At 54.9% G+C, this 19,272-nt stretch carries 16 protein-coding genes; 6 read left to right on the forward strand and 10 right to left on the reverse strand.

Annotated elements, in window-relative coordinates:
- Nucleotides 1-13 precede the first annotated feature (13 nt).
- The 7 genes from PZA18_RS15540 to PZA18_RS15570 all read right to left on the reverse strand — a co-directional run bounded on the left by PZA18_RS15540 (nt 14) and on the right by PZA18_RS15570 (nt 9,594).
- Complete coding sequence (locus PZA18_RS15540; protein WP_284101779.1) at nt 14-325, reverse strand: hypothetical protein; 312 nt, start codon at nt 323-325, stop codon at nt 14-16.
- A gap of 14 nt (nt 326-339) precedes the next feature.
- On the reverse strand, nt 340-1,056 hold the full coding sequence (locus tag PZA18_RS15545; protein ID WP_284101780.1) for a hypothetical protein: 717 nt from the start codon (nt 1,054-1,056) through the stop codon (nt 340-342).
- Nucleotides 1,053-2,102, reverse strand: a complete 1,050-nt coding sequence (locus PZA18_RS15550; protein ID WP_284101781.1) for a hypothetical protein — start codon at nt 2,100-2,102, stop codon at nt 1,053-1,055. The genes PZA18_RS15545 and PZA18_RS15550 overlap by 4 nt, the downstream gene beginning before the upstream one ends.
- A gap of 198 nt (nt 2,103-2,300) precedes the next feature.
- Entirely contained in the window at nt 2,301-3,767 is a 1,467-nt protein-coding gene (locus tag PZA18_RS15555; RefSeq protein ID WP_284101782.1) for a replication initiation protein, read from the reverse strand.
- A 2,841-nt stretch (nt 3,768-6,608) separates the two neighbouring features.
- A complete protein-coding gene (locus PZA18_RS15560) occupies nt 6,609-7,853 on the reverse strand; it encodes a cytochrome P450 (RefSeq protein ID WP_284101783.1) in 1,245 nt (414 codons plus the stop codon).
- Between the two features lie 15 nt (nt 7,854-7,868).
- Complete coding sequence (locus tag PZA18_RS15565) at nt 7,869-8,570, reverse strand: TauD/TfdA dioxygenase family protein (RefSeq protein ID WP_284101784.1); 702 nt, start codon at nt 8,568-8,570, stop codon at nt 7,869-7,871.
- Nucleotides 8,551-9,594 carry an isocyanide synthase family protein gene (locus PZA18_RS15570; protein ID WP_284101785.1) on the reverse strand — a complete coding sequence of 348 codons (1,044 nt, stop codon included), beginning with the start codon at nt 9,592-9,594 and terminating at the stop codon, nt 8,551-8,553. The genes PZA18_RS15565 and PZA18_RS15570 overlap by 20 nt, the downstream gene beginning before the upstream one ends.
- Nucleotides 9,595-9,854: 260 nt before the next feature.
- Here PZA18_RS15570 and PZA18_RS15575 point away from each other — a divergent pair, with 260 nt between their 5' ends.
- From PZA18_RS15575 to PZA18_RS15590, 4 genes are all read left to right on the forward strand, one after another.
- Entirely contained in the window at nt 9,855-10,679 is an 825-nt protein-coding gene (locus tag PZA18_RS15575; protein WP_284101786.1) for a LysR family transcriptional regulator, read from the forward strand.
- A gap of 85 nt (nt 10,680-10,764) precedes the next feature.
- A complete protein-coding gene (locus PZA18_RS15580; RefSeq protein WP_284101787.1) occupies nt 10,765-11,337 on the forward strand; it encodes a DUF924 family protein in 573 nt (190 codons plus the stop codon).
- A 27-nt stretch (nt 11,338-11,364) separates the two neighbouring features.
- Complete coding sequence (locus PZA18_RS15585; protein ID WP_284101788.1) at nt 11,365-11,757, forward strand: hypothetical protein; 393 nt, start codon at nt 11,365-11,367, stop codon at nt 11,755-11,757.
- Nucleotides 11,758-11,791: 34 nt separating this feature from the next.
- A complete protein-coding gene (locus PZA18_RS15590; protein WP_284101789.1) occupies nt 11,792-13,648 on the forward strand; it encodes a right-handed parallel beta-helix repeat-containing protein in 1,857 nt (618 codons plus the stop codon).
- 543 nt (nt 13,649-14,191) lie between these two features.
- Here PZA18_RS15590 and PZA18_RS15595 read toward each other — a convergent pair.
- From PZA18_RS15595 to PZA18_RS15605, 3 genes are all read right to left on the reverse strand, one after another.
- Nucleotides 14,192-16,006, reverse strand: a complete 1,815-nt coding sequence (locus tag PZA18_RS15595; protein ID WP_284101790.1) for a replication initiation protein — start codon at nt 16,004-16,006, stop codon at nt 14,192-14,194.
- A 409-nt stretch (nt 16,007-16,415) separates the two neighbouring features.
- On the reverse strand, nt 16,416-17,417 hold the full coding sequence (locus PZA18_RS15600) for a ParB/RepB/Spo0J family partition protein (RefSeq protein WP_284101791.1): 1,002 nt from the start codon (nt 17,415-17,417) through the stop codon (nt 16,416-16,418).
- Nucleotides 17,407-18,267 carry a ParA family protein gene (locus PZA18_RS15605; RefSeq protein WP_284101792.1) on the reverse strand — a complete coding sequence of 287 codons (861 nt, stop codon included), beginning with the start codon at nt 18,265-18,267 and terminating at the stop codon, nt 17,407-17,409. Before PZA18_RS15605 ends, PZA18_RS15600 begins: the two co-directional genes overlap by 11 nt.
- 306 nt (nt 18,268-18,573) lie before the next feature.
- Between PZA18_RS15605 and tnpA the strand changes: the two genes are divergently transcribed.
- Nucleotides 18,574-18,888, forward strand: coding sequence for an IS66 family insertion sequence element accessory protein TnpA (gene tnpA / locus PZA18_RS15610; RefSeq protein ID WP_284101793.1), 315 nt, complete (start codon nt 18,574-18,576; stop codon nt 18,886-18,888).
- Nucleotides 18,885-19,199 carry an IS66 family insertion sequence element accessory protein TnpB gene (gene tnpB / locus PZA18_RS15615; RefSeq protein ID WP_284101794.1) on the forward strand — a complete coding sequence of 105 codons (315 nt, stop codon included), beginning with the start codon at nt 18,885-18,887 and terminating at the stop codon, nt 19,197-19,199. Before tnpA ends, tnpB begins: the two co-directional genes overlap by 4 nt.
- The last annotated feature ends 73 nt before the right edge of the window (nt 19,200-19,272 follow it).

Raw genomic sequence — 19,272 nt, forward strand, 5'->3', positions numbered from 1 at the left:
GAGAATGCGCCGCTCAGTGCAGGGAATTCTTGAACCACAGCCAGAGGGCAAAGGCGGCGGCCCCCACGGTGACCAGCCAGCGGGCCGCATTTCCCAGCGCCCGCAGCACATGAAAGGCGCCGCGAGTGGTTTCCCAGGCAGCCATCAGGTCGCGCAGGTCGTGTAGAACCTCGGTCAGTTCGCTCAAGGTCTTTTGCTGGGATTCGCGCTGGATGGCAGCATCGGCCAGAGCGGCTTCGATGGCACTGAGGCGGCGTTCATAGAGTTCAAACGCGGCCGCCTGGGCGGTTTGCGCAGACGCGGAGGAAGTGGGTGGCGATGGCATTTCGGCTCCGCGTATCAGGGCAGGGTTGCGAGTTGAAAGGGCAGCAGAGAAACCACTGCCAGCCCATCCAGGCCCGGCGAGGCCAACACCCCCGATCCGTTACCGGATTTACGCCAGTCGGCGCCCCCATCGGACCACGGGCAGGCTTTGAAGCCGATGAGCCCGGATTTCTCGTCTTTACCCGGCAGCTGGACCCCGCCAGGTGGAAGAGGACTGCCATCCTGGTTGTCTGCGCTCGCAGCCAGATAGGTCAGCGCAGCGCCTGATGCGCCCCGAGTCAGCGAGGAGTTGCCGGCCTTGACATAAGCACCGCCACTGCCGGTGCGTCCGCCCTTCCCCACCACGATCGAAAGCGTCTCGCCTGCCGTGACAGCTAGCGCATTGCCGGCCAGCACCCGCCCGCCGCCACCTTTTGCGCCGGCCCCACTATGGAAGCTGGCACCCGCGCCGACCAGCAGCACGGCGAGTTGACTGACGCCGTGAGGTACAAGCAGCGAATAAGTACCCGCCTGACCGAATAGCAGTGTGCTGCCGTCATGCAGCAAGGTAGCCGCCCCGGCAGCCGGCTGTAGCCAGGAACGAATCCTCTGCAATGCCACTGCATTGGCAGGGCGAGTGTAGACAGTCTGAACCGGAAGTAGCTTGGGCGAACCGTCTGCGTCGGTACGAACCAGCAGACTGCTGGCCTCCTGCAGTTGACCATTGCGATGAACCTTGAATGCGCCGCTCATCCGACCACCACCACCAAACCATTGACCGGCACGTCTGTCACCGCAGGCAAGGGATCGCCCGCTTTGATCACCATGATGAACGCTGCAGGTTCAACATCCAGTTTGCCGCTGCTCAGCTTGATGCCGCTGCCCAGGTTCGCCCCCAATCGTCCGCCTTCATACCGCAGTGGCGCATCAACCTTAACCTTGCCTTCCATCCCTGTTTCGATCTGCGTTTTCAACCAATCGCTATCGACAGACAGTAAAGTGCCCTGCTTTTTCAAACCCGTGCTGGATTTCAAATAGTCGAGGTCACGCCAGCGTGTCCACACCGCCTGATTCTGTTTGCCATCCAGCTCGGTCACCTTCCAGACGGTGCCTGCCGCCAGCGTGCCATCCTTCACCAGAATCGCCGCATTCAGTTTCATGTCTTGTCCTGGCTCGGCGCCGTACTCGGGGCCTGCTGGCGACCAGCTTCCGGCCGCAACTTTCCAGACCCGGTTCACCCCGCTTCTTGCGGGTAACGCCACCAACACCAGATCATCTTTAACCAGCTGGACCCCATCAATTTTCGGCAAACCGCTTGGGGGTTGGTCGGCATCCGTCGAAATCACTACCTGGCCCATCGTCTCAGCGTTGACCACCACCCGGACCTCGCCACGCATCAGCAGGCCTGCGCCAAGATCAGCCACTTTCTGATCGACATAACGGCGTGTTGCAGAGGCGGTTGGCAGGCTATCGCTCCTCTCCCCCAGTACATCTTTATCAATCCCCTTGATCTGCACGTTTGCCAGCGTCAGAGAACTGTCCAGAGTCAAGTCGTTGCCCTTTGCACTGCTGAAATTCAGACTGCCCTTGAAACTGGCATTGGCTTCGGCAGTCAGTGATTTGGTGAACTGGACGTCAGAACCAAAATGAAGCGTAGGCCCATCACTGCCCACACCTTGAGAGAGGTTGTCATCCGCCAGATTTAGCTGGCTATCAATGAGATCGGCGAAGTCCTGCTGACTCGGCCGACTACCGGTGACAAAGCGGCCTTTGAGGTCACTGCGATTTTTGGCTGGCATGCTGAGAATTCCTGAAGAGGAGAGAAATTAGGATGCCCCGGCAAAGCGTTGGGCAGGCCCGAGAGCAGGCTCGGCAAAGGGCTGTGAAGGCGTAGACACGCCAAGGAGAGGGACAGCATTGCCGGTCCGCTGGAAACCGCACTCGGCCGGGGCATGGCTTGCATTATCGCTGCAGGGCCATTGAATCGCGCATTTGGCCTACACAGTTGGTGATTTGAGAACAACGCCAGGCAAAGTCTCTATACCATTTTCCGAAAACAACGCGATTTCAGATGCTTCCCACAGACTTTGTTTCTGCCGTGCCCGACACCTGGCCAAGGTGATGTCTCTCCCAAGACAACGATTCCGAGCGAAAGCCTCTGAAACGACTAATCTGAAAAAAGGAATGGGTTTAGGTCGCACTACCAACCCGGTCAACAACGCATCATCAGAAACATCCCGCCTGGCTTCGACTCGACGGCACGTTGTATTTCCCAGCCCTGCCGCCGCAGATATCTGATAGACACCATCATTAACGCCCCTTTTCTCGCCTTCACCCCCCTCTGCCTTGCTTAGGACGGGCGGTTGCTGGCAATGGTCGAGCACGTCCTGGTAGTGGGCGACGGTCTGCCGGCAGAGCTGGGCCAGCTTGGCCACGGCTGTCTTGGTCAGGGTCTGGCCGGCGGCGAGTAGTTGCTGGCAGGCCTGGCGGATCTTGTCGGCGGTGGCGTTGCGGCGGACCTGGTGGGTCCGTTGCGCGCTCAGGCGTTGGCGGGTGGCCACGGACAGGGCTTGTGACAGCTGCATCACCCCGCGATGGCAGGTACGACGGTAGCCGCGATATTTGTCCCAGGTCCAGCGTGCCACCGAGCGCACGGTGGCTTTGATCGAGGACCAGGGCAAGGGGCCGGCCGCAAATTGCGGGAAGCGGTTGTGTTGTTCGGCAAAGGCAATCAGCAGCTGGTAGAAGCGGTCGAAGCTGCCTTCTTCGCGCTGCCGGTTCACGATGGCATAGGCGTAGAAGCGCAGTTGTTCGAACAGGGTGCAGTGGCGGGAGTGGGCCACGGCATCGAGGTCGGGGCCTTTGCTCCAGGGGCGGGGCTGGGCCAGTTCCGGCTCGACCCACTTGGCCAGGTATTGCAGGGGGAACACGGCACCGTGGTGTTCGGTGGTGATCCACCAGGGGTGTCCGGGTGTCTTGGCCACCGGGCCGGAGTGGTAGTTGGGGTCGGCTTTGAGGCGCACGGCCATGGCGCTGTAGATGGCGCGCATATATTCGATTGGCGCCGAGCGGGCATTGGCGGAGGTGCAGACCGGGTTGATGGCGTAGTAGAGGTGGGCGCTCGGGCGGGTGCGGTCGCGCACGATCAGGTTGGGTTCGGGCAGGCCGGCGCGTTCCCAGATCCGGAAGTCCGGGTGGTCGAGGTCGAAGATCAGCCAGGACACTCTGCCGGCGGTTTCGCCGGAGCGGTTGATCTGCATATAGGGGTAGCGCATCGCATAGTCACGCGGCCGGGTGCGGGTCGCGGTCTTGTTGTCGGAACAACGGGCGATGTAGGGCGCTTCTTCCAGAATGCGCTGCAGCGGCGGGATGTGCGGGAACGGCGGTTCCAACGTTATCGAGCCTAACGACTCGACACTCGCTTGGCCCGAAGAGGGGAAGCACGCCAGCGACTGCCTATTCATCGCCTGCACGCCATGCCTATCGCATCCTGCGTTGCCTGCACGGCGAACCAAAGCCCAATCCCCCGCCTCGCCAACACCCCGTACCGAGATGGGCTAAAGTCCGCCGCATCTGCGCAACGGGCCACGCTTGCGGAACACCGCGCAAAGGCGGCCCGAGGCACTTCAGTCCACCACGACGGTGTCGCGACGAGATGTCGTCTCATTGAACAGACCGTCGGTTGACGCTATCAAAATCCGCCTGAACGAATTGCCTTCCCGCCACTGGCGTCTGATAGGGAGACAAAAACCTAGCTAAGCGGAACAGCATGGCGCCTCCTTTGGCGTGGAAGTGTTTCACCTTGTCACGGCAACCGACTTCACCTCAATCAAGGGGTAATACAAACTTGGCCGTTTGGCGTAGAGCCCTCAAGGCAGCCCCCACCCTTGGCTACAAAACGTGAATTCCCCTGGCCACGACAAAAAAATGGCCGGCATGCAGGGGATCGACATACCGGCCGAGGCTTGCTGAACACCAGAAAATGACTGCCATGAAGCACCACTCGTAAATGGATCTATTTAAAAGTGGAATAATCAAACCCCAAAGTATCCAAAGATACTGGCCGATATCATGGCTAAATAAAGTTAACAACACCCATCAGGGAGAAGGCAAATAACCTTTTCAATAGTCTTAAATAAAACACTCAGATCGGATAATGCAAACAAAACCAAAGTGCTAGTTTACGACATTGTTCCGGCTAAATGATCTGCCACGCTTTGCGATCCTTCACAGGCCGTGTTTGTTTTTACGACTCATTCCATTCCAACAACGTCAGAAGCGAATCAGCAGGTCGTCAAGTATTTAAAACTTTGGATGACCCCATTTTACCGTCACCACGCACCCGAGCCGCCTGGCGTAAGCGATAACGCGCATAAGGCTGATAAATGCCCTTCCAATCAATTAGTCCCTCACTCGCCTCAACGATACGCAACGCAATCTGAGGACTCGGCGCACGTTCCATTCGCCGCCAGGAGCTAGCCGTCCGTTCCGTAACGCCAAACTGCCTTGATGCAGCAAGATCTCCAACCCTTTGTATGTAAACCGATAGTTCCATGTTTTGTTTTCCGAGACGTCTTAGTTGATTTCATGTGGGCTAACAATAAGCCCAGCGCCAAGGGTATAGTTGTTAGGTATTGAGTCGCCACGCACGCTACGGACCTGGCATGCGTCCGATCTGTCCGCAAAGGGTTAATGCGGTAATATTCAGGACGACAAAACCACTCTGTTTAAAATGGCCATCGCAATCAGTACTGCCAAATCAGTATCAACAATACCAGCCACCAGGATATTGGTCTGACAGAGCAGAACATTTCCGTACCATTAATAGCCCCAACACCTTCCTCCCCCAAATTCCATCAAATACATAATATATTGATGGATTAAATGCGTCTCGCCAGTTTTTATCTATACAAGAGTGATTTGAAGATCGCCCTGTCAATTCAGAATTGAGATGGATTGCCTCTACTGCCTATTGATAGGGAATCTTGAGAAATCACTCTGGTACAGGGACATTCGAAAGATGGCTTATCAAATATCCATAAAACATGTGGCGAATGTCGTTGCAAAATAGACAGCTTATGCTGTGCTTAAGAAAAGCCCTTCACTCAAGCCGTGGCACAATCGCTCACCCACCATACTGGTAACGCGTGCGGCGCTCTATACGCACAGCCAATACCATGGGTAGTTGGCTATTGACACGAAGCACATCAAAACAAGAAATTTGTTTAAATCATGACAAACACCCCTGTGTAAAAGCCTTGAATGCCAATAGCAACGCGGCTTACGAGCTGTATCAAATACTTCAGCATTAGGAGAATCTATCATTTAATCTGCCACAATGAATGGAGTGCCCTACACAAAACGTGGGTTTAATTAGTAAAAACACCAATTGCTTTTTTAATATCTCCAAAAGTAATAAAATCTGGTGCACTTACTACATCAAAGGGCTTAAATATTCAGCCAATCACCGCAATACGCTGAAAGCACTAACGGGTATCCATTCGATCATACCGATGCTCGGAACTCCCGCTAAGCCAAGAGTATCGGCAGCTCAACATCCTTTAAAAAGACAACGATGATCAATTCCGTACACAGGCGCCAGTTAAAGCAAGTTGAAAATGCCGCTTTATGCACACTTTCCGCAGCGGGTATTGATCAGACAATTCACCAGAAACTCATTGCATCGCCGCGCAAACCTATTTAGGTGTTTGTGCGTCAGCGAGAAAGTAAATTCGAAAACACCATCGCAGCCGGCTGCAACGGTGTATTTCTCATATTCAAGTGAGATAGTTCGCTGAGCCTGTGGGGCTTAAATAATTTTGGACAAGCCAATAGGAATATTTTTTGATGCCATTTTTTGCGGACAGGCGATTGCGGGTAGATTTCCCGGCGCTGCGTGCAATCTCTGGCAATTGTGGAAGTGAGTGATACCGCCAGCGATATGGATGCTCGCTTTGGCAGGATTGGCATCGCGGCGCTGCCGACCCGCCGCATCTTGAGATTCAAGCAGGACTGTTCGGCAACGGTATAGCCTTGTTCCGAGTATGGTTCTGGAGGATTGTGATGAAGGCCGCCACTTCGGCATCCATAGATGTCGAGGCTGAAAGATTGGGCTCGCCTTGCACGAGCGTCAGCACGGTGGGCGAACAGAGGTTTTATCCCGCTAAGACTTGAGATTCACCGGTTGTGTCTGAGGGAGAAAAGAGGAGGTTCTGTTGGCCTACTGATTCAGGTCGCGCCGTCTTGCCTGATACCGGATTGCTGCGCGCCAAGGGCGGGCCCCCCCGCCCATACCAGCGTCCACCTTAACCCGCCAACAGCGATAAGTGCGAAAAGCCAGAAAATGAGAGCGAATAATGATCGCGTACAGCCGGTTTGGCTGGGTCGAGCCGCAGCAGCGGCAACTCGCGCAGGATTTCGGCAAACAGCAAACGGATTTCCAACCGGCCTAATTTGGCGCCCAAGCAGTGGTGAGCACCATGTCCATACGCCATATGCGGGGTTCTGCGCGCGATCTGAATCGTGTCCGGCAGTGTTTCTGCCGGTAAATCGCGGCTGACGCAGTGGTTTGCAATAAAAATCACATCACCGGGTTTTAAGTGCAATCCACCCAATTCGCAATCTGTGCGTGCGACTCTGAAGATGAAGGTAACGGCCGGGTCAAACCGCTTGAATTCTTCTAGCGCGTTGCCCAGTTTTTCCCGATCCTGCTTGAGTTCCATGGCAATCTCAGGGTTAGCCGCCAACAAATACATGATGTTGTTGATCTGGTCAGTGGTCGTCACCTGGCCAGCAACCAGCATCATGATCAATTGTGCAATCAGCTCCTCATCACTCAAGCCGCTCGCCGCCTGCGCACGCAGCAGGATCGAGACATAGTCTGTGCCATTGCCACCACGCCGCTCATGAATCAGGTTTTCAAAATATTCTTTCAGGGCGCGTGCCGCGCGGTTGACGCGGATTCCGTCTTCATTCTGATAGCTGGATGCGCCACCAAAGAAGCCGGTCATGCAATTCGCAGACTCAAAGAAGTGTTCACGGTCAGCTTCTGGAATGCTGAAAAAGTCTGCCAATACGGTGGATGGCAATTGCTTGCTCAGGCTATGCACAAATTCAAAGCCCGGCGCCTGCTGTAGCGTCTGCTTGACCTGGCCTACCAAGGTTTTCACGGTTTGCTCCACGGTTTGTGTGAAGCGTTCCAGAATGTGCTCTTCAAAACCGCAATGAGCCAGCCGACGACGCTTGATGTGCGCCTCATCGTCGCTCATCACCATCATTTTTTTCACGATCGAAAAGAAGTCCCCGATCAGGCTCAAATCCATCTCAGGCATTCTGGAGATAAAAAAGGCGCCGCGATCAGCGCTGTAATTGGCGCTGGACAAGACCTCCCGCGCCAAGGTGGCGCTGGTGACCACAAAAAATTTCCCTGGCTCCCAGTAATACGCAGCGCCCCGGGCTTTTGCATAGTGGGCAAATTGCGAGGGGAACGCCATAGTTGAACATTGCTTCTTATAGGCGAGAAACGCCGTATCGGATGATATATGTGACATCAGCACTCACCTTGCTCAGAGGATTTGGACCCGTTTAAATGCCCGGCTGCGATTACTGCCAAGCGCACGTCGGCCATGCAAATAGGTGAAGTTGTCGCAAATCAGTAAATCCCCTTTTTGCCAGCGGTGTTGATACACAAAGCGTGGCTGATACAGTTTTTCGACCATGCTTTGATAAAAGCCCTGAGCGTCTGCCACGCCGAAAATTTCCAGCGTAACCGGGTTTTTGGCTGTCTCGACCCGTTCCGCCAGGCGCAAGATGGTTTTGCCGCTGATGGGATGGGTTTGCACCAGCGACACATGAATCTCGCCGCCATAGTGGGCTTTTTTCTCAGTGGTGTATTTAAGGCTGATCTGGCGGCATTGCGCCTGCTCGCTCGCACTCAAAGCCTCCCACAGTCGCTCGGTATTCGAGAAAATCGTGTCGCCCCCCTCACCATCGGTCTCTGTGCAATAAAACAGCAAAGCGGCAGGTTCGCGAAAAAAGGCGCCATCCCAGTGCAGCGGCACACATTCATCGGAAAACAGATAATTCGCCGCCTCGGCTTGGTAATGCATATGCATGATGGGGCCGAAGTCCCAATGCAGTAATTGCTGCTCCAGCGGGCCGGACTGGCGACTTAACGAGCGCGCATAGGCCAGCAACTCCTGATCGGAGAACTCCTGATGGCGCGCCAGCGCGATACCCTCAAAGCCCTCAAATTTCGTAGTAAGCATATTTTTCCTTGTAGAACTTTTTTTGTGCGCCCAGGGCCAGCGCTTGACGGCAATGCATTAGCTCATGGCCGGCACCGTGGTAGAGCGTGACGTTATGCCAGGGCGTCGCCACGCGCTCCGCCGCCGGCACGAGTGAAATGCCGAACTTCTCGTGCTGTAAGGGATAGGCATGAATCGAAAGACGTAGCGCATCGGGAAATCGATGCTTCAACAACATCGACCAAGCGTCAGAACGACGCAGTAACTCATAGGTGGCTTGCTTGGCCTGCTTGGCCACCTGGTTTTTGCTCAGATCCTGGTTCTGGGGTAAATCGATGCGATCTTCCAGAATGAATTTATGTACACCGTTAAACAGGCCCCGATAGTCGGTGTCGTCTTGCACCAGGGCCCGTACTTGCTCCAATGACAGCGCATACTCGTCCACCAGCCGTTTACGCAGCGTAGGCCCGTCCGGTACGGGGTAGGCGTCTTCCAGGTCGAAAGTTTGCAAATGGGCAAGCGCAAAATCGTGGATGATTTCGCGAATCCCATCTGAATACACATCGATTTCCTGGTCGTTCACCAATACCACATCGCTAAACACGCGCCCGTCAGAACAAATCAAGACCTGGGCACCTGGCGCATACACGGCGCTGATGCGTTCACACATGCGATTCAACTTGGCCAAGGCCAGCACCTCACCCAGATCGGGGTGAATGCCACTGGTTTTGGTCAGATTCGGGCTCTTGGCGGGGAAGGCAGGCAGAATGAAGTCCAACGGCTGCTGCAATAACATTTTCTGAATGATTTTTTGAACCAGTGGGATTTGAGCACTATGCTCGATCGACCCGGCATGGCTTGCCAGCTCCAGCACTTGCGCTAATACAGCAGAAGTGATGTGGTTCGACTTCAGTTCAAACTGCGGCATTAACTCCAGCATTTCTCCTCCTTTTCCGGATTTTTTTCTGTTGTAGAGACATTGACTTGGGCCGGCATAGCGCTGGCGCAGGCAAAGCTGCGCCTGACCACATGCATTGCGGTGCAAGTTGAGGCTAGCGGGGATTTAATTACATGAGGGTGGCCGCCTTGCTGTTTGTCAGGCAGGCTGAGCATGGCTGATGCGAGCGGCTGTGAACGCCTGGCGCCAGCCAGAATTGCTGCGTCCCTCAACACGCATTCCTGATTTCAGTAGGCTGACTGGCGGATTGCCAGTCAGGTAAGCAGCCCTCTTCTTTTTATTATTGGGCAGAGCCGGCTGAGATGAATACTATCGAAGCCCAATCTCAGCGATAGGTAAAATACAATATGTCTGTCACATTCAAGGATCTTGAATACTTTGTCGCCGTAGCGCACTCCAGAACCCTGTCAGAAGCCTCTGACAAACTGGGGTTGGCGCAGCCGTCTTTATCGTTGGCGATCAAAAAGCTGGAAAATGAATTAAAGGCCCCGCTTTTCATTCGCGGCCGGAATGGGATCCAACTCACGCCGCAAGGCCGCACCCTGCTGCCGGACGCCGAGTCCGCCATGCATTTGCTGGCGAATATGAAAGGCGGCAAGTGCAAGCTGCGATTTTCGATCGGCTGCCACCCGTCTGTTGGAATGTTTGTGCTAGGACGCTTTCTGAAAGCGATACATGAAGGCGGGCATGAACTGGATCTGACCATCATCAACGGCAGTTCAGCCGAGATCAATCGCCGCGTCGCGCTGGGCGAAATTGACTTCGGACTGGTCATGAACCCGTTCACGATTCCCGGCCTGATCACCAAACATATCGGCGGCGATCAAGTTGCGGTATGGCGCTCACCCCGCCAATACCGCAACAGCCTGATCTACAACCCTGATTTGCTGCAATCGACCAGTATTTTGTCAAACTGGGCGACACCGCCACGCGACCAGATCGAAGTCACCAATCTTGAATTGATTGCGAATCTGGTTGACTCCGGGGCTGGCATTGGCATTTTGCCCGGGCAAGTGGTGTTCGCCCAGCGCCTGAATTTGGAGCGCGTCCCAGACACCCCGGTACACCATGATCGACTGGCTTTAATTTGCTACCCCGAGATCATCCAATCTCCGCAAGGCAAACTGATCCATCAGGAGTTGAAAAACTCCTTTATTCCGGTTCAAGTATAGGATTTCCAAATGGCTGAGATTGCGCCGGCCGGCTAGCCATTTCGCAGCTGCCAGGTTTAGATAGCGATTTCGGTACAACATGACCATGATCAATCTGCTTGCGTTGCACAAATTCTGGTTCGGGAGCATCGAGATCAACGACGCCTACTACCAAAGCAAGGTTCCGCTCTGGTTTTTGGGGCCGGATACCCACTTCGATCGCGCTTGCCGAGACAATTTTGCCCCCTGGCTAGAGCAACTTGTCATCTCTGGCGATGACTATTTTGCCAATGCACTGAACTCACCCGAACCGCTGCTTGCTGCACAACGCTATGTCGCTACCGTGATTCTTTTCGATCAAATTCCGCGCAACGCGTTTCGCGGCCAGGCACGCGCCTTTGCGTATGACCACATCGCGCTACAACTCTGCCTAGCGGCACTCGGCACTGAACTCGAAACCCGGCTCTCTTACCCCGAGCGACTGTTTCTTTATCTGCCCCTGGAACATGCCGAAGACTTGCGTCTACAAGATTTGTCGGTACAAACCTTCGAAGCCCTGCATGCCAATGCGCCAGCGCCCATTGTGCGCTGGACCCAATTGGCTTTGGACAAAGCGATTGAGCACAGAAACACGATTGCCACCCACGGCTGCTTTCCACACCGCAGACAAATTGCCTGACTCGCGCCTTATCCAGATCGTTGATCCATGACCTCCTCTGCTCAGGCAGCCCACCTTGAAGCCACACACGAGAGCTCGAAAATACCGGCAACCGAGATAAACCTCCTGGCCGGTTTTGGCGTGCAGAGCGATGCGCACGATAGAGATAACATCAGGTATCGCTCCCGAGTGGCGAAAGACCCGACGCAACCCGATTTGCGGCAAGTGCAACGCATTTACAGCGAACTGATCACCCATTTACCGTCAGAAAGCCTGCATCGTATCCCTGGCGATCGGGGCAACATCATGATCATGGGAGTACCCTTGCTGACGCATTTCGCCAGTACACTGCTCGGAATCGGTGTGTCAGCCATCATCAAACCCGGCGACGCCATTCACCGGGAATCCCCAGAGCTATCCATGCCATTGGCGCCGCTTTAGGCACGACAGATCTCTTCACGAGAAGGAGCACGGAATGAAGCGAAGTGTTTGGATAGGTGCATTTCTCAGCTTGACCAGTGGTGGTGCCCAGGCTGAATTGGCCGGGCTTGGCGCCATCACGGCGGGTACGCCTTCCGCCAGCGAGCTGTACTTCAGCCTACCGGCGCTGACTCCAGATAAGGGTGGCACGCAGTCCTTGTGGCTGGCGGCGTCGGTACCGGGTAGCACAGCGCTGTATGTCCACACCGCCACTGGCTGGCAAACGCTCCCGCCAGGGCAAGAACCGGCGCCACTGTTTAGCACCACACAAGCCATTACCCTGCTTGATGCACTGGGCACACCTTTGGATTTGTCGCAGTTCGCCGGCACACGGTTCTATGTCGGGGTCGGCAGTAGTTGGACCGAGATGCTGACCAATCAGCGCTATGGCTTGGCTTACACGGTGCCGACAACCCCATCAGTGGTCGCTACTTACTACGTCGCCAGCAATGGCAGCGACTCAGGGTCAGGTAGCAGCGATCAGCCCTGGGCATCGCTGACGCGGGCCCTGGCAAGTGCTACGCCCGGCACACGTATCCTGGTGCGGGGTGGGATTTACCATGAGCAGGTGACAATCAATCGCTCCGGCACAGCCAATGAAGGCTATCTCAGCATCGAGGCTTATCCGGGCGAGACCCCCGTATTCGACGGCAACGGCATACGGGTTCCAAATGGCACCAGTGGACTGTTCCAGCTGACCGACGTCAGCTACGTGCGCGTCAGCGGCTTTGAGCTCCGCAACTATGTTTCCAACACGGCCAGCGCGACACCTGCCGGGATTTACGTCAGCGGTGCCGGCAGCCATATCGAATTGCGCGACAACCGCATCCACGACATTCAGACCACCGTAAACAGTGCCAGCGGCAACGCCTTCGGTATTGCTGTTTATGGCAACCGGGCACCCGCCAGCATCAACGCCCTGACGATCAATGGCAATGAGCTATACCAGCTCAAAACGGGCTCCAGCGAATCGCTGTCCATCAATGGCAATGTGCAGTATTTCAGCGTCAGCCATAACCGATTGCACGACAACAACAATATCGGCATCGACATCATTGGCTACGAGGGCACCTCTCCCGATCCGGCCTATGACCGTGCCCGTGATGGCCTGATCAGCAACAACATCGTGACCAACATCTCGTCATACGGGAATCCGGCCTATGGCAACAACTATAGTGCCGGTGGCCTCTATGTCGATGGTGGCACGCGGCTGCTGATCGAGCAAAACCGGGTTGCGCAAGCCGATATCGGCATCGAAGTCACCAGCGAAAAAGCACAGGGCAAAGCTGATTACGTTCTGGTACGCAACAATCTGGTTTATCGCAATAATCAAGCCGGGATATCCATCGGAGGCTACGACGCCCAGCGGGGTGGCACCGACCATTGCCAATTCGTCAACAACACCCTGTTCGAAAATGACAGCAAGCAAACCGGCACTGGCGAATTTCTGGTGCAGCACTACGCCAGCGACAATCTGCTGGCCAACAATATCGTGCAGGCTAACAGCCAAGGTCTTTTCTATAGCGAGGTAACGAAGCAAAGCAGCGCGCCAGTCACACTCGACGGAAATCTGTACTTCAGCGAAACAACGGATGGTGGAGGCTGGCAACGTGCCGGCAGTACAGCGACCAATCTAGCCACCTGGCAAAAGCTAAGCGGCCAGGATGGCCACAGTCAATCGGCCAACCCACTACTCGTAGATAGCGCCAACTTCAACTTTGCGCCGACTGCCGCCTCACCCGCGCGGGGTAGGGCACGCCCACTCGATGGCTTTCTAACCGGCCTGCGCGACTTCAACAGTGCGCCACGCACCAAGGCAGGCAACCTCGATATCGGTGCCATCGCGTACTAGGGTTGGTTCGGTCGCATTAATTAGAAACCAGTGGTCAGTTGTAAATATGAGTTTGTTGAGTCAGGTGGGCAAGTCGGTGTTGAACGTGAAACGGTTCCGGTTTATCTGACTCAACCATGCTCTAGTTTATAAATGACCGTAGGTTGGTAATTAAAGAAACAGAACCTAGCTATTCAGTCAACGAGCTGATAGCCAATCTCCTCCTTTTCGAGTAGGGATACGACTAGGCTATACCTCTCGTAAGAAATCTGATGAAAAGAAGCCTTGACATGATTCTTTTTCAGCCGCACTTGGGCACCAAGATAACGTAGTCATCGAATGGTGTTCAACTGATCTTCGTTAAGTTGGGCTCGTGCACCAAAATCGAAGCACAAGCTAGCCACTAACCAGCTTTCTGTTGAGGGTGTCGGGGGCGGACCACCACAAAGTGGTTACCCACCCAGATAGATGAGTATTCATAAACTCCCCATACCCACTAAGATAATGACTTGTTTAACCATCCCCACCATAAACCATCCCCCAAAACCTGTTTAAACCGGAGCATCAGCCCGCAGAGAGCCATATCCAGACTTCACCATAACGTCCGGTCCAACATTGTTGCAGGCATAAGGTAGCTTCTTCGGTTTTCCACACGCACACTTCATCGCCATCTAGGTCACAGTCCAGACCATGCATCCAGTCTGGGGCCTCATCAGAAGCGCCTCTAAATTCCGGGACACCAAGAACTTCCGAAAATGCCTTGCATTGCTGTTCAAAGTATTGGGAATAAATGAGATTGATCTCATCTGGCGTTTTTTCATCAAATAGCGATCCCCTGCCATGATCGGAATGCTCACTGGCAAAGGTCTTGGATACTGCAAAGTCAACCCTCTCCCCACGCTCGTCGAGTGCCGCCTGGATCAGATCCTTAACGGAGCATGTCGTCTGTTCTCTCAAGTGCGGTAATAGCATCGTGATTCCTTTCTGAATGTTAATGGGTGGGGTAAGGTCCTCACGACCATCCAACCGTCGCTGACAACGCCCCTCAGGTGAAATAGGGCGTACTTGACCGGCTATGCTGTAGTTTACCTCCCCCTCAACATCCCCTTCCGGTTGCATCACGCGCGTTGAACCCTCTAACGCGCTCGTGGTGACCTCATGGGAAATATCATCCGTTCGGCTAGATTCCTCAAAGACCCCCGCAGCCGCAGATATCTGATAGACACCATCATTAACACCCCTTTTCTCGCCTTCACCCCCCTCTGCCTTGCTTAGGTCGGGCGGTTGCTGGCAATGGTCGAGCACGTCCTGGTAGTGGGCGACGGTCTGCCGGCAGAGCTGGGCCAGCTTGGCCACGGCCGTCTTGGTCAGGGTCTGGCCGGCGGCGAGCAGTTGCTGGCAGGCCTGGCGGATCTTGTCGGCGGTGGCGTTGCGGCGGACCTGGTGGGTCCGTTGCGCGCTCAGGCGTTGGCGGGTGGCCACGGACAGGGCTTGTGACAGCTGCATCACCCCGCGATGGCAGGTGCGGCGGTAGCCGCGATATTTGTCCCAGGTCCAGCGCGCCACCGAGCGCACGGTGGCTTTGATCGAGGACCAGGGCAAGGGGCCGGCGGCAAATTGCGGGAAGCGGTTGTGTTGTTCGGCAAAGGCGATCAGCAGCTGGTAGAAGCAGTCGAAGCTGCCTTCTTCGCGCTGCCGGTTCACGATGGCATAGGCGTAGAAGCGCAGTTGTTCGAACAGGGTGCAGTGGCGGGAGTGAGCCACGGCATCGAGGTCGGGGCCTTTGCTCCAGGGGCGGGGCTGGGCCAGTTCCGGCTCGACCCACTTGGCCAGGTATTGCAGGGGGAACACGGCACCGTGGTGTTCGGTGGTGATCCACCAGGGGTGTCCGGGTGTCTTGGCCACCGGGCCGGAGTGGTAGTTGGGGTCGGCTTTGAGGCGCACGGCCATGGCGCTGTAGATGGCGCGCATATATTCCATCGGTGCCGAGCGGGCATTGGCGGAGGTGCAGACCGGGTTGATGGCGTAGTAGAGGTGGGCACTCGGGCGGGTGCGGTCGCGCACGATCAGGTTGGGTTCGGGCAGGCCGGCGCGTTCCCAGATCCGGAAGTCCGGGTGGTCGAGGTCGAAGATCAGCCAGGACACTCTGCCGGCAGTTTCGCCGGAGCGGTTGATCTGCATATAGGGGTAGCGCATCGCGTAGTCGCGCGGCCGGGTACGGGTCGCGGTCTTGTTGTCGGAGCAACGGGCGATGTAGGGCGCTTCTTCCAGAATGCGCTGCAGCGGGGGGATGTGCGGGAACGGCGGTTCCAGCGCAATGGCTGCGGTGCTTGGGCGAAGGGGCCGAATGGGGGCGTCAGAACGCAGGCTGACCGTCATTACGCCGTTTTGACGGCGCAGGCCACCCGCTGACCAATGCTTTTGAATAGCATGTCACGTACCTCGTCGAATCAATTTACTTGACGATGAGGGAGTGAGAACCTACCATTCAAACAAGACCTTGGATTTGGATGGTGGGTAGGTTTACACCCCAAGTTCAGGCAAAGCCCTTGAGTTGCAGCTCAAGGGCTTTGTCTTTTGTAGTTTTTGCCGTTGTTGAAGTATTTACATAGTTTGCCTCATATCCACACAACCCCAGTCCTCTCCTGCTTTCACGTCACATAATGTCGCCATATCAAATGGCCTGATGCTCCCAGAAATCAGAGCGCTAAGTGCCTGAATATCGCCTATGCCAGTAGGCGTTCACGAAGCTTTCGATAACATAATGTTACGCGTAGAACAAAACCCTCTACTCGGAATGGCCATCAGACTCTTCAACTTCCAGATGAGCCATATCAAATTCCTCCAGTGTCTTCTTCATCGCCGAGTAAAACTTATCGACGCTCACCGACTTATCCAACATCAGAGAAATTTTCCGACCACTAAGCGATAACTTACCAATCGGATGATTTGAATTTGCAACCAGATTGATCGTAGTATCGCCAATGCTATTCGGACGCAACTGCTTCTGAATGTAAGCAATAATGGCTTTATTTTTATGCTTGCCCTCGGCTGCCCGTCGAATTGAATCAACCACCAAGTCGCCATATCCTTCATCGGTAAACTTGGCAAGTTCTGAAACAAACGTAGCACTCAGACATCGAGGATTCATCTGCAGAATAGGGTGCGCTTCCGCAGGTAATGCGAAGAACTCCATTAGCCGAGTAATGGTCATCTTGCTCACACCCATCATCGTCGCGACATCGGCTTGGCTGGACGCAGTATTCGTATCAAGCAATGTTTTGGCAGCGCGAGCACGCTCATAATCACAGAGATCCACGCGAAACAAGTTGGCCAATGTAACGCGTACGGCAGCTTCCTGATCATCCGCTTCTATAATGAAAGCATGGATTTCTGACCAGCCCAGAACGCTCTCAACACACTGAAGCCGACGTTCACCGTCGATCAATTCATAAAGTTGGCCTTCAACGACGCGTGTTGCGCCATACCGCTCATACGAATTGCCAGGAATTCGCCGAACCTCGATAGGTTGCCGCAAGCCGTTCAACTGGATATCTCTCGCCAGCGTTTCTAGTTCATCTTGCGGAAAAACGACTCGTGGCTGATAAGGGCTACGACAGATATTTGCGACTGGCAAAGATACCGACACTCCCGTCGGAGGTTTTACGTGGATTAAAGCGGAAGCAATCTCGCGATTAACATCCACCGTATCCGTCTTCAACTCCTGATCTCGCTTGCGTGCGGCGGCACGCATCTCCTCCAGCGTCCGTGGCCGCGATTTACTCACCATTCACCTCGTCTGGTTGGCTATTGCCCGTGTCTGAATCGTCATGATCGATGTACCCCATCTTGACCATGATCTCTTTCACCAATCGTGCAAATGCGAGCCCCACCGATGAATTCGCATCCAAGGCGAAGATAGACTTCTTCGCGTCAATGCACTCGTTGATCTTCACCGACTGTGGAATGCTATTGGAAAGGATATGGTCCCCGACCTTGGATTCCAGATCACTCGCGATCAGCTTTGAAATATTCGAACGACCATCATGCATGGTCAGCAGCGCGCCCAGGTAACGCAGCTCCTTGTTTTTCTCGCGCTGAACCTCAGCCACTGTTTCCGTCAAATCGTCGAATCCATCCAGACTATATCGATCTGCACTCTTGATAGGCGTCAGATAATGGCTTGCCGCCACCAAGCCCATCATGGTCAGCTTTCCCAAATTCGGAGGACAGTCGATCAAGCAGATATCATAAAACTCAGCCACTCTTGCAAGGCGGATGCGCAAGTAATCCGTATCTCTTCTCCATAGCTCCGGCTCTAACTTCCGAAGCTTCATTACCATGGGAAGAATATGGACATTTTCAAATACTGTTTCGTGAATACACTCAACAATTGGGATATTCGGGTCTTCAATCATTGAAAAACCCGTTAGGTGCAACTTCCTGGGTGACACGCCGGTGATGGTATTGCTGGTATTGGATTGCGGATCTAGATCAACCACCAAGACCTGCAAACCCCTTCGTGCAAAACCATCGGCCAGATTCACCGTAGTTGTAGACTTACCCACCCCCCCTTTCGGGTTGTATATCGCCAATGTTTTCATTGCCTGATATTTACATCTTCGAATTAAGTTATTCATAGTCTCTATCAATAACCGATATAATTCAAGAATTATTTCGCTGCGTAACATTATGTTACGCAGGGGATAGATGAGATTGGATAAGCCGCTTATTGATCCGGCCCGCATTTGGGGCTATGCGACATATTTGACATAGTGTGTTGGGTACTGACAAGTTAACGTCGGCCCAAACGGCAGGTTAAGATACTGGCATGAGCCGTGGCCTCTACCGCCGCCACCGTTTTCCCGTATCCGTCCGATCGCCCCACCTACCGCTCGTGGCGTCAAGACGCCAGACTCTGGGATTTAGATGAACGGAGCAGGCGGATGGGACGGGAAGGCGAAACTTGGGCAGGACGAGCGGCGCAGGTTGCGCAGTGGCGGGAGAGTGGCTTGAAGGCAGAGGCGTATTGTGCACAGCAGGGTTTGGCCTTGCCGAGCTTTCTGTATTGGGTGAAGCGGCTGCGTCGGCCAAGGGAAGAGGCCCAACCGGTTGCGCCGTTACAGCTGGTCCCTGTCACCGTGCGGGTGCCAGAGGCAGGGGCGGGACTGACCCTGCGCAGCCCCGCTGGCTGGCAGCTGAGTCTGCCGGCCAGTTGGTCTGCGACCGACGTGCTGGCGCTACTGCGGCAATTGCCATGAGTAGTGCACTGAGTCCGGCTCAGGTCTTTCTGGCGGTCGAGCCGGTGGATATCCGGCTGGGGGTGGATGGCCTGTCGCTGCGGGTACAGCAAAGCCTGGGGCGCACCCCCACCGATGGCAGTGCCTATGCCTTCCGCAACCGGGCTGGCAACCGGATCAAGCTGCTGGTGTGGGATGGCAATGGCGTCTGGCTCTGTGTCCGGCGACTGCACACGGGCCGCTTCGTCTGGCCGCAGAGTAGCGATCAGCTGTTTACCTGTAAATCGGCATGCAAATCTTTCCAGGTATCCGGGGTAATCGGCATCCAATAGTTGCCACCCCGGGTTGTGCAACCATCTGGCTTTTTGCCGGAGAAACCTGGGGTGTTAACCATGGATCTCATTG

This window comes from Parachitinimonas caeni, assembly GCF_030129945.1.
GTDB lineage: Bacteria > Pseudomonadota > Gammaproteobacteria > Burkholderiales > Chitinimonadaceae > Parachitinimonas > Parachitinimonas caeni.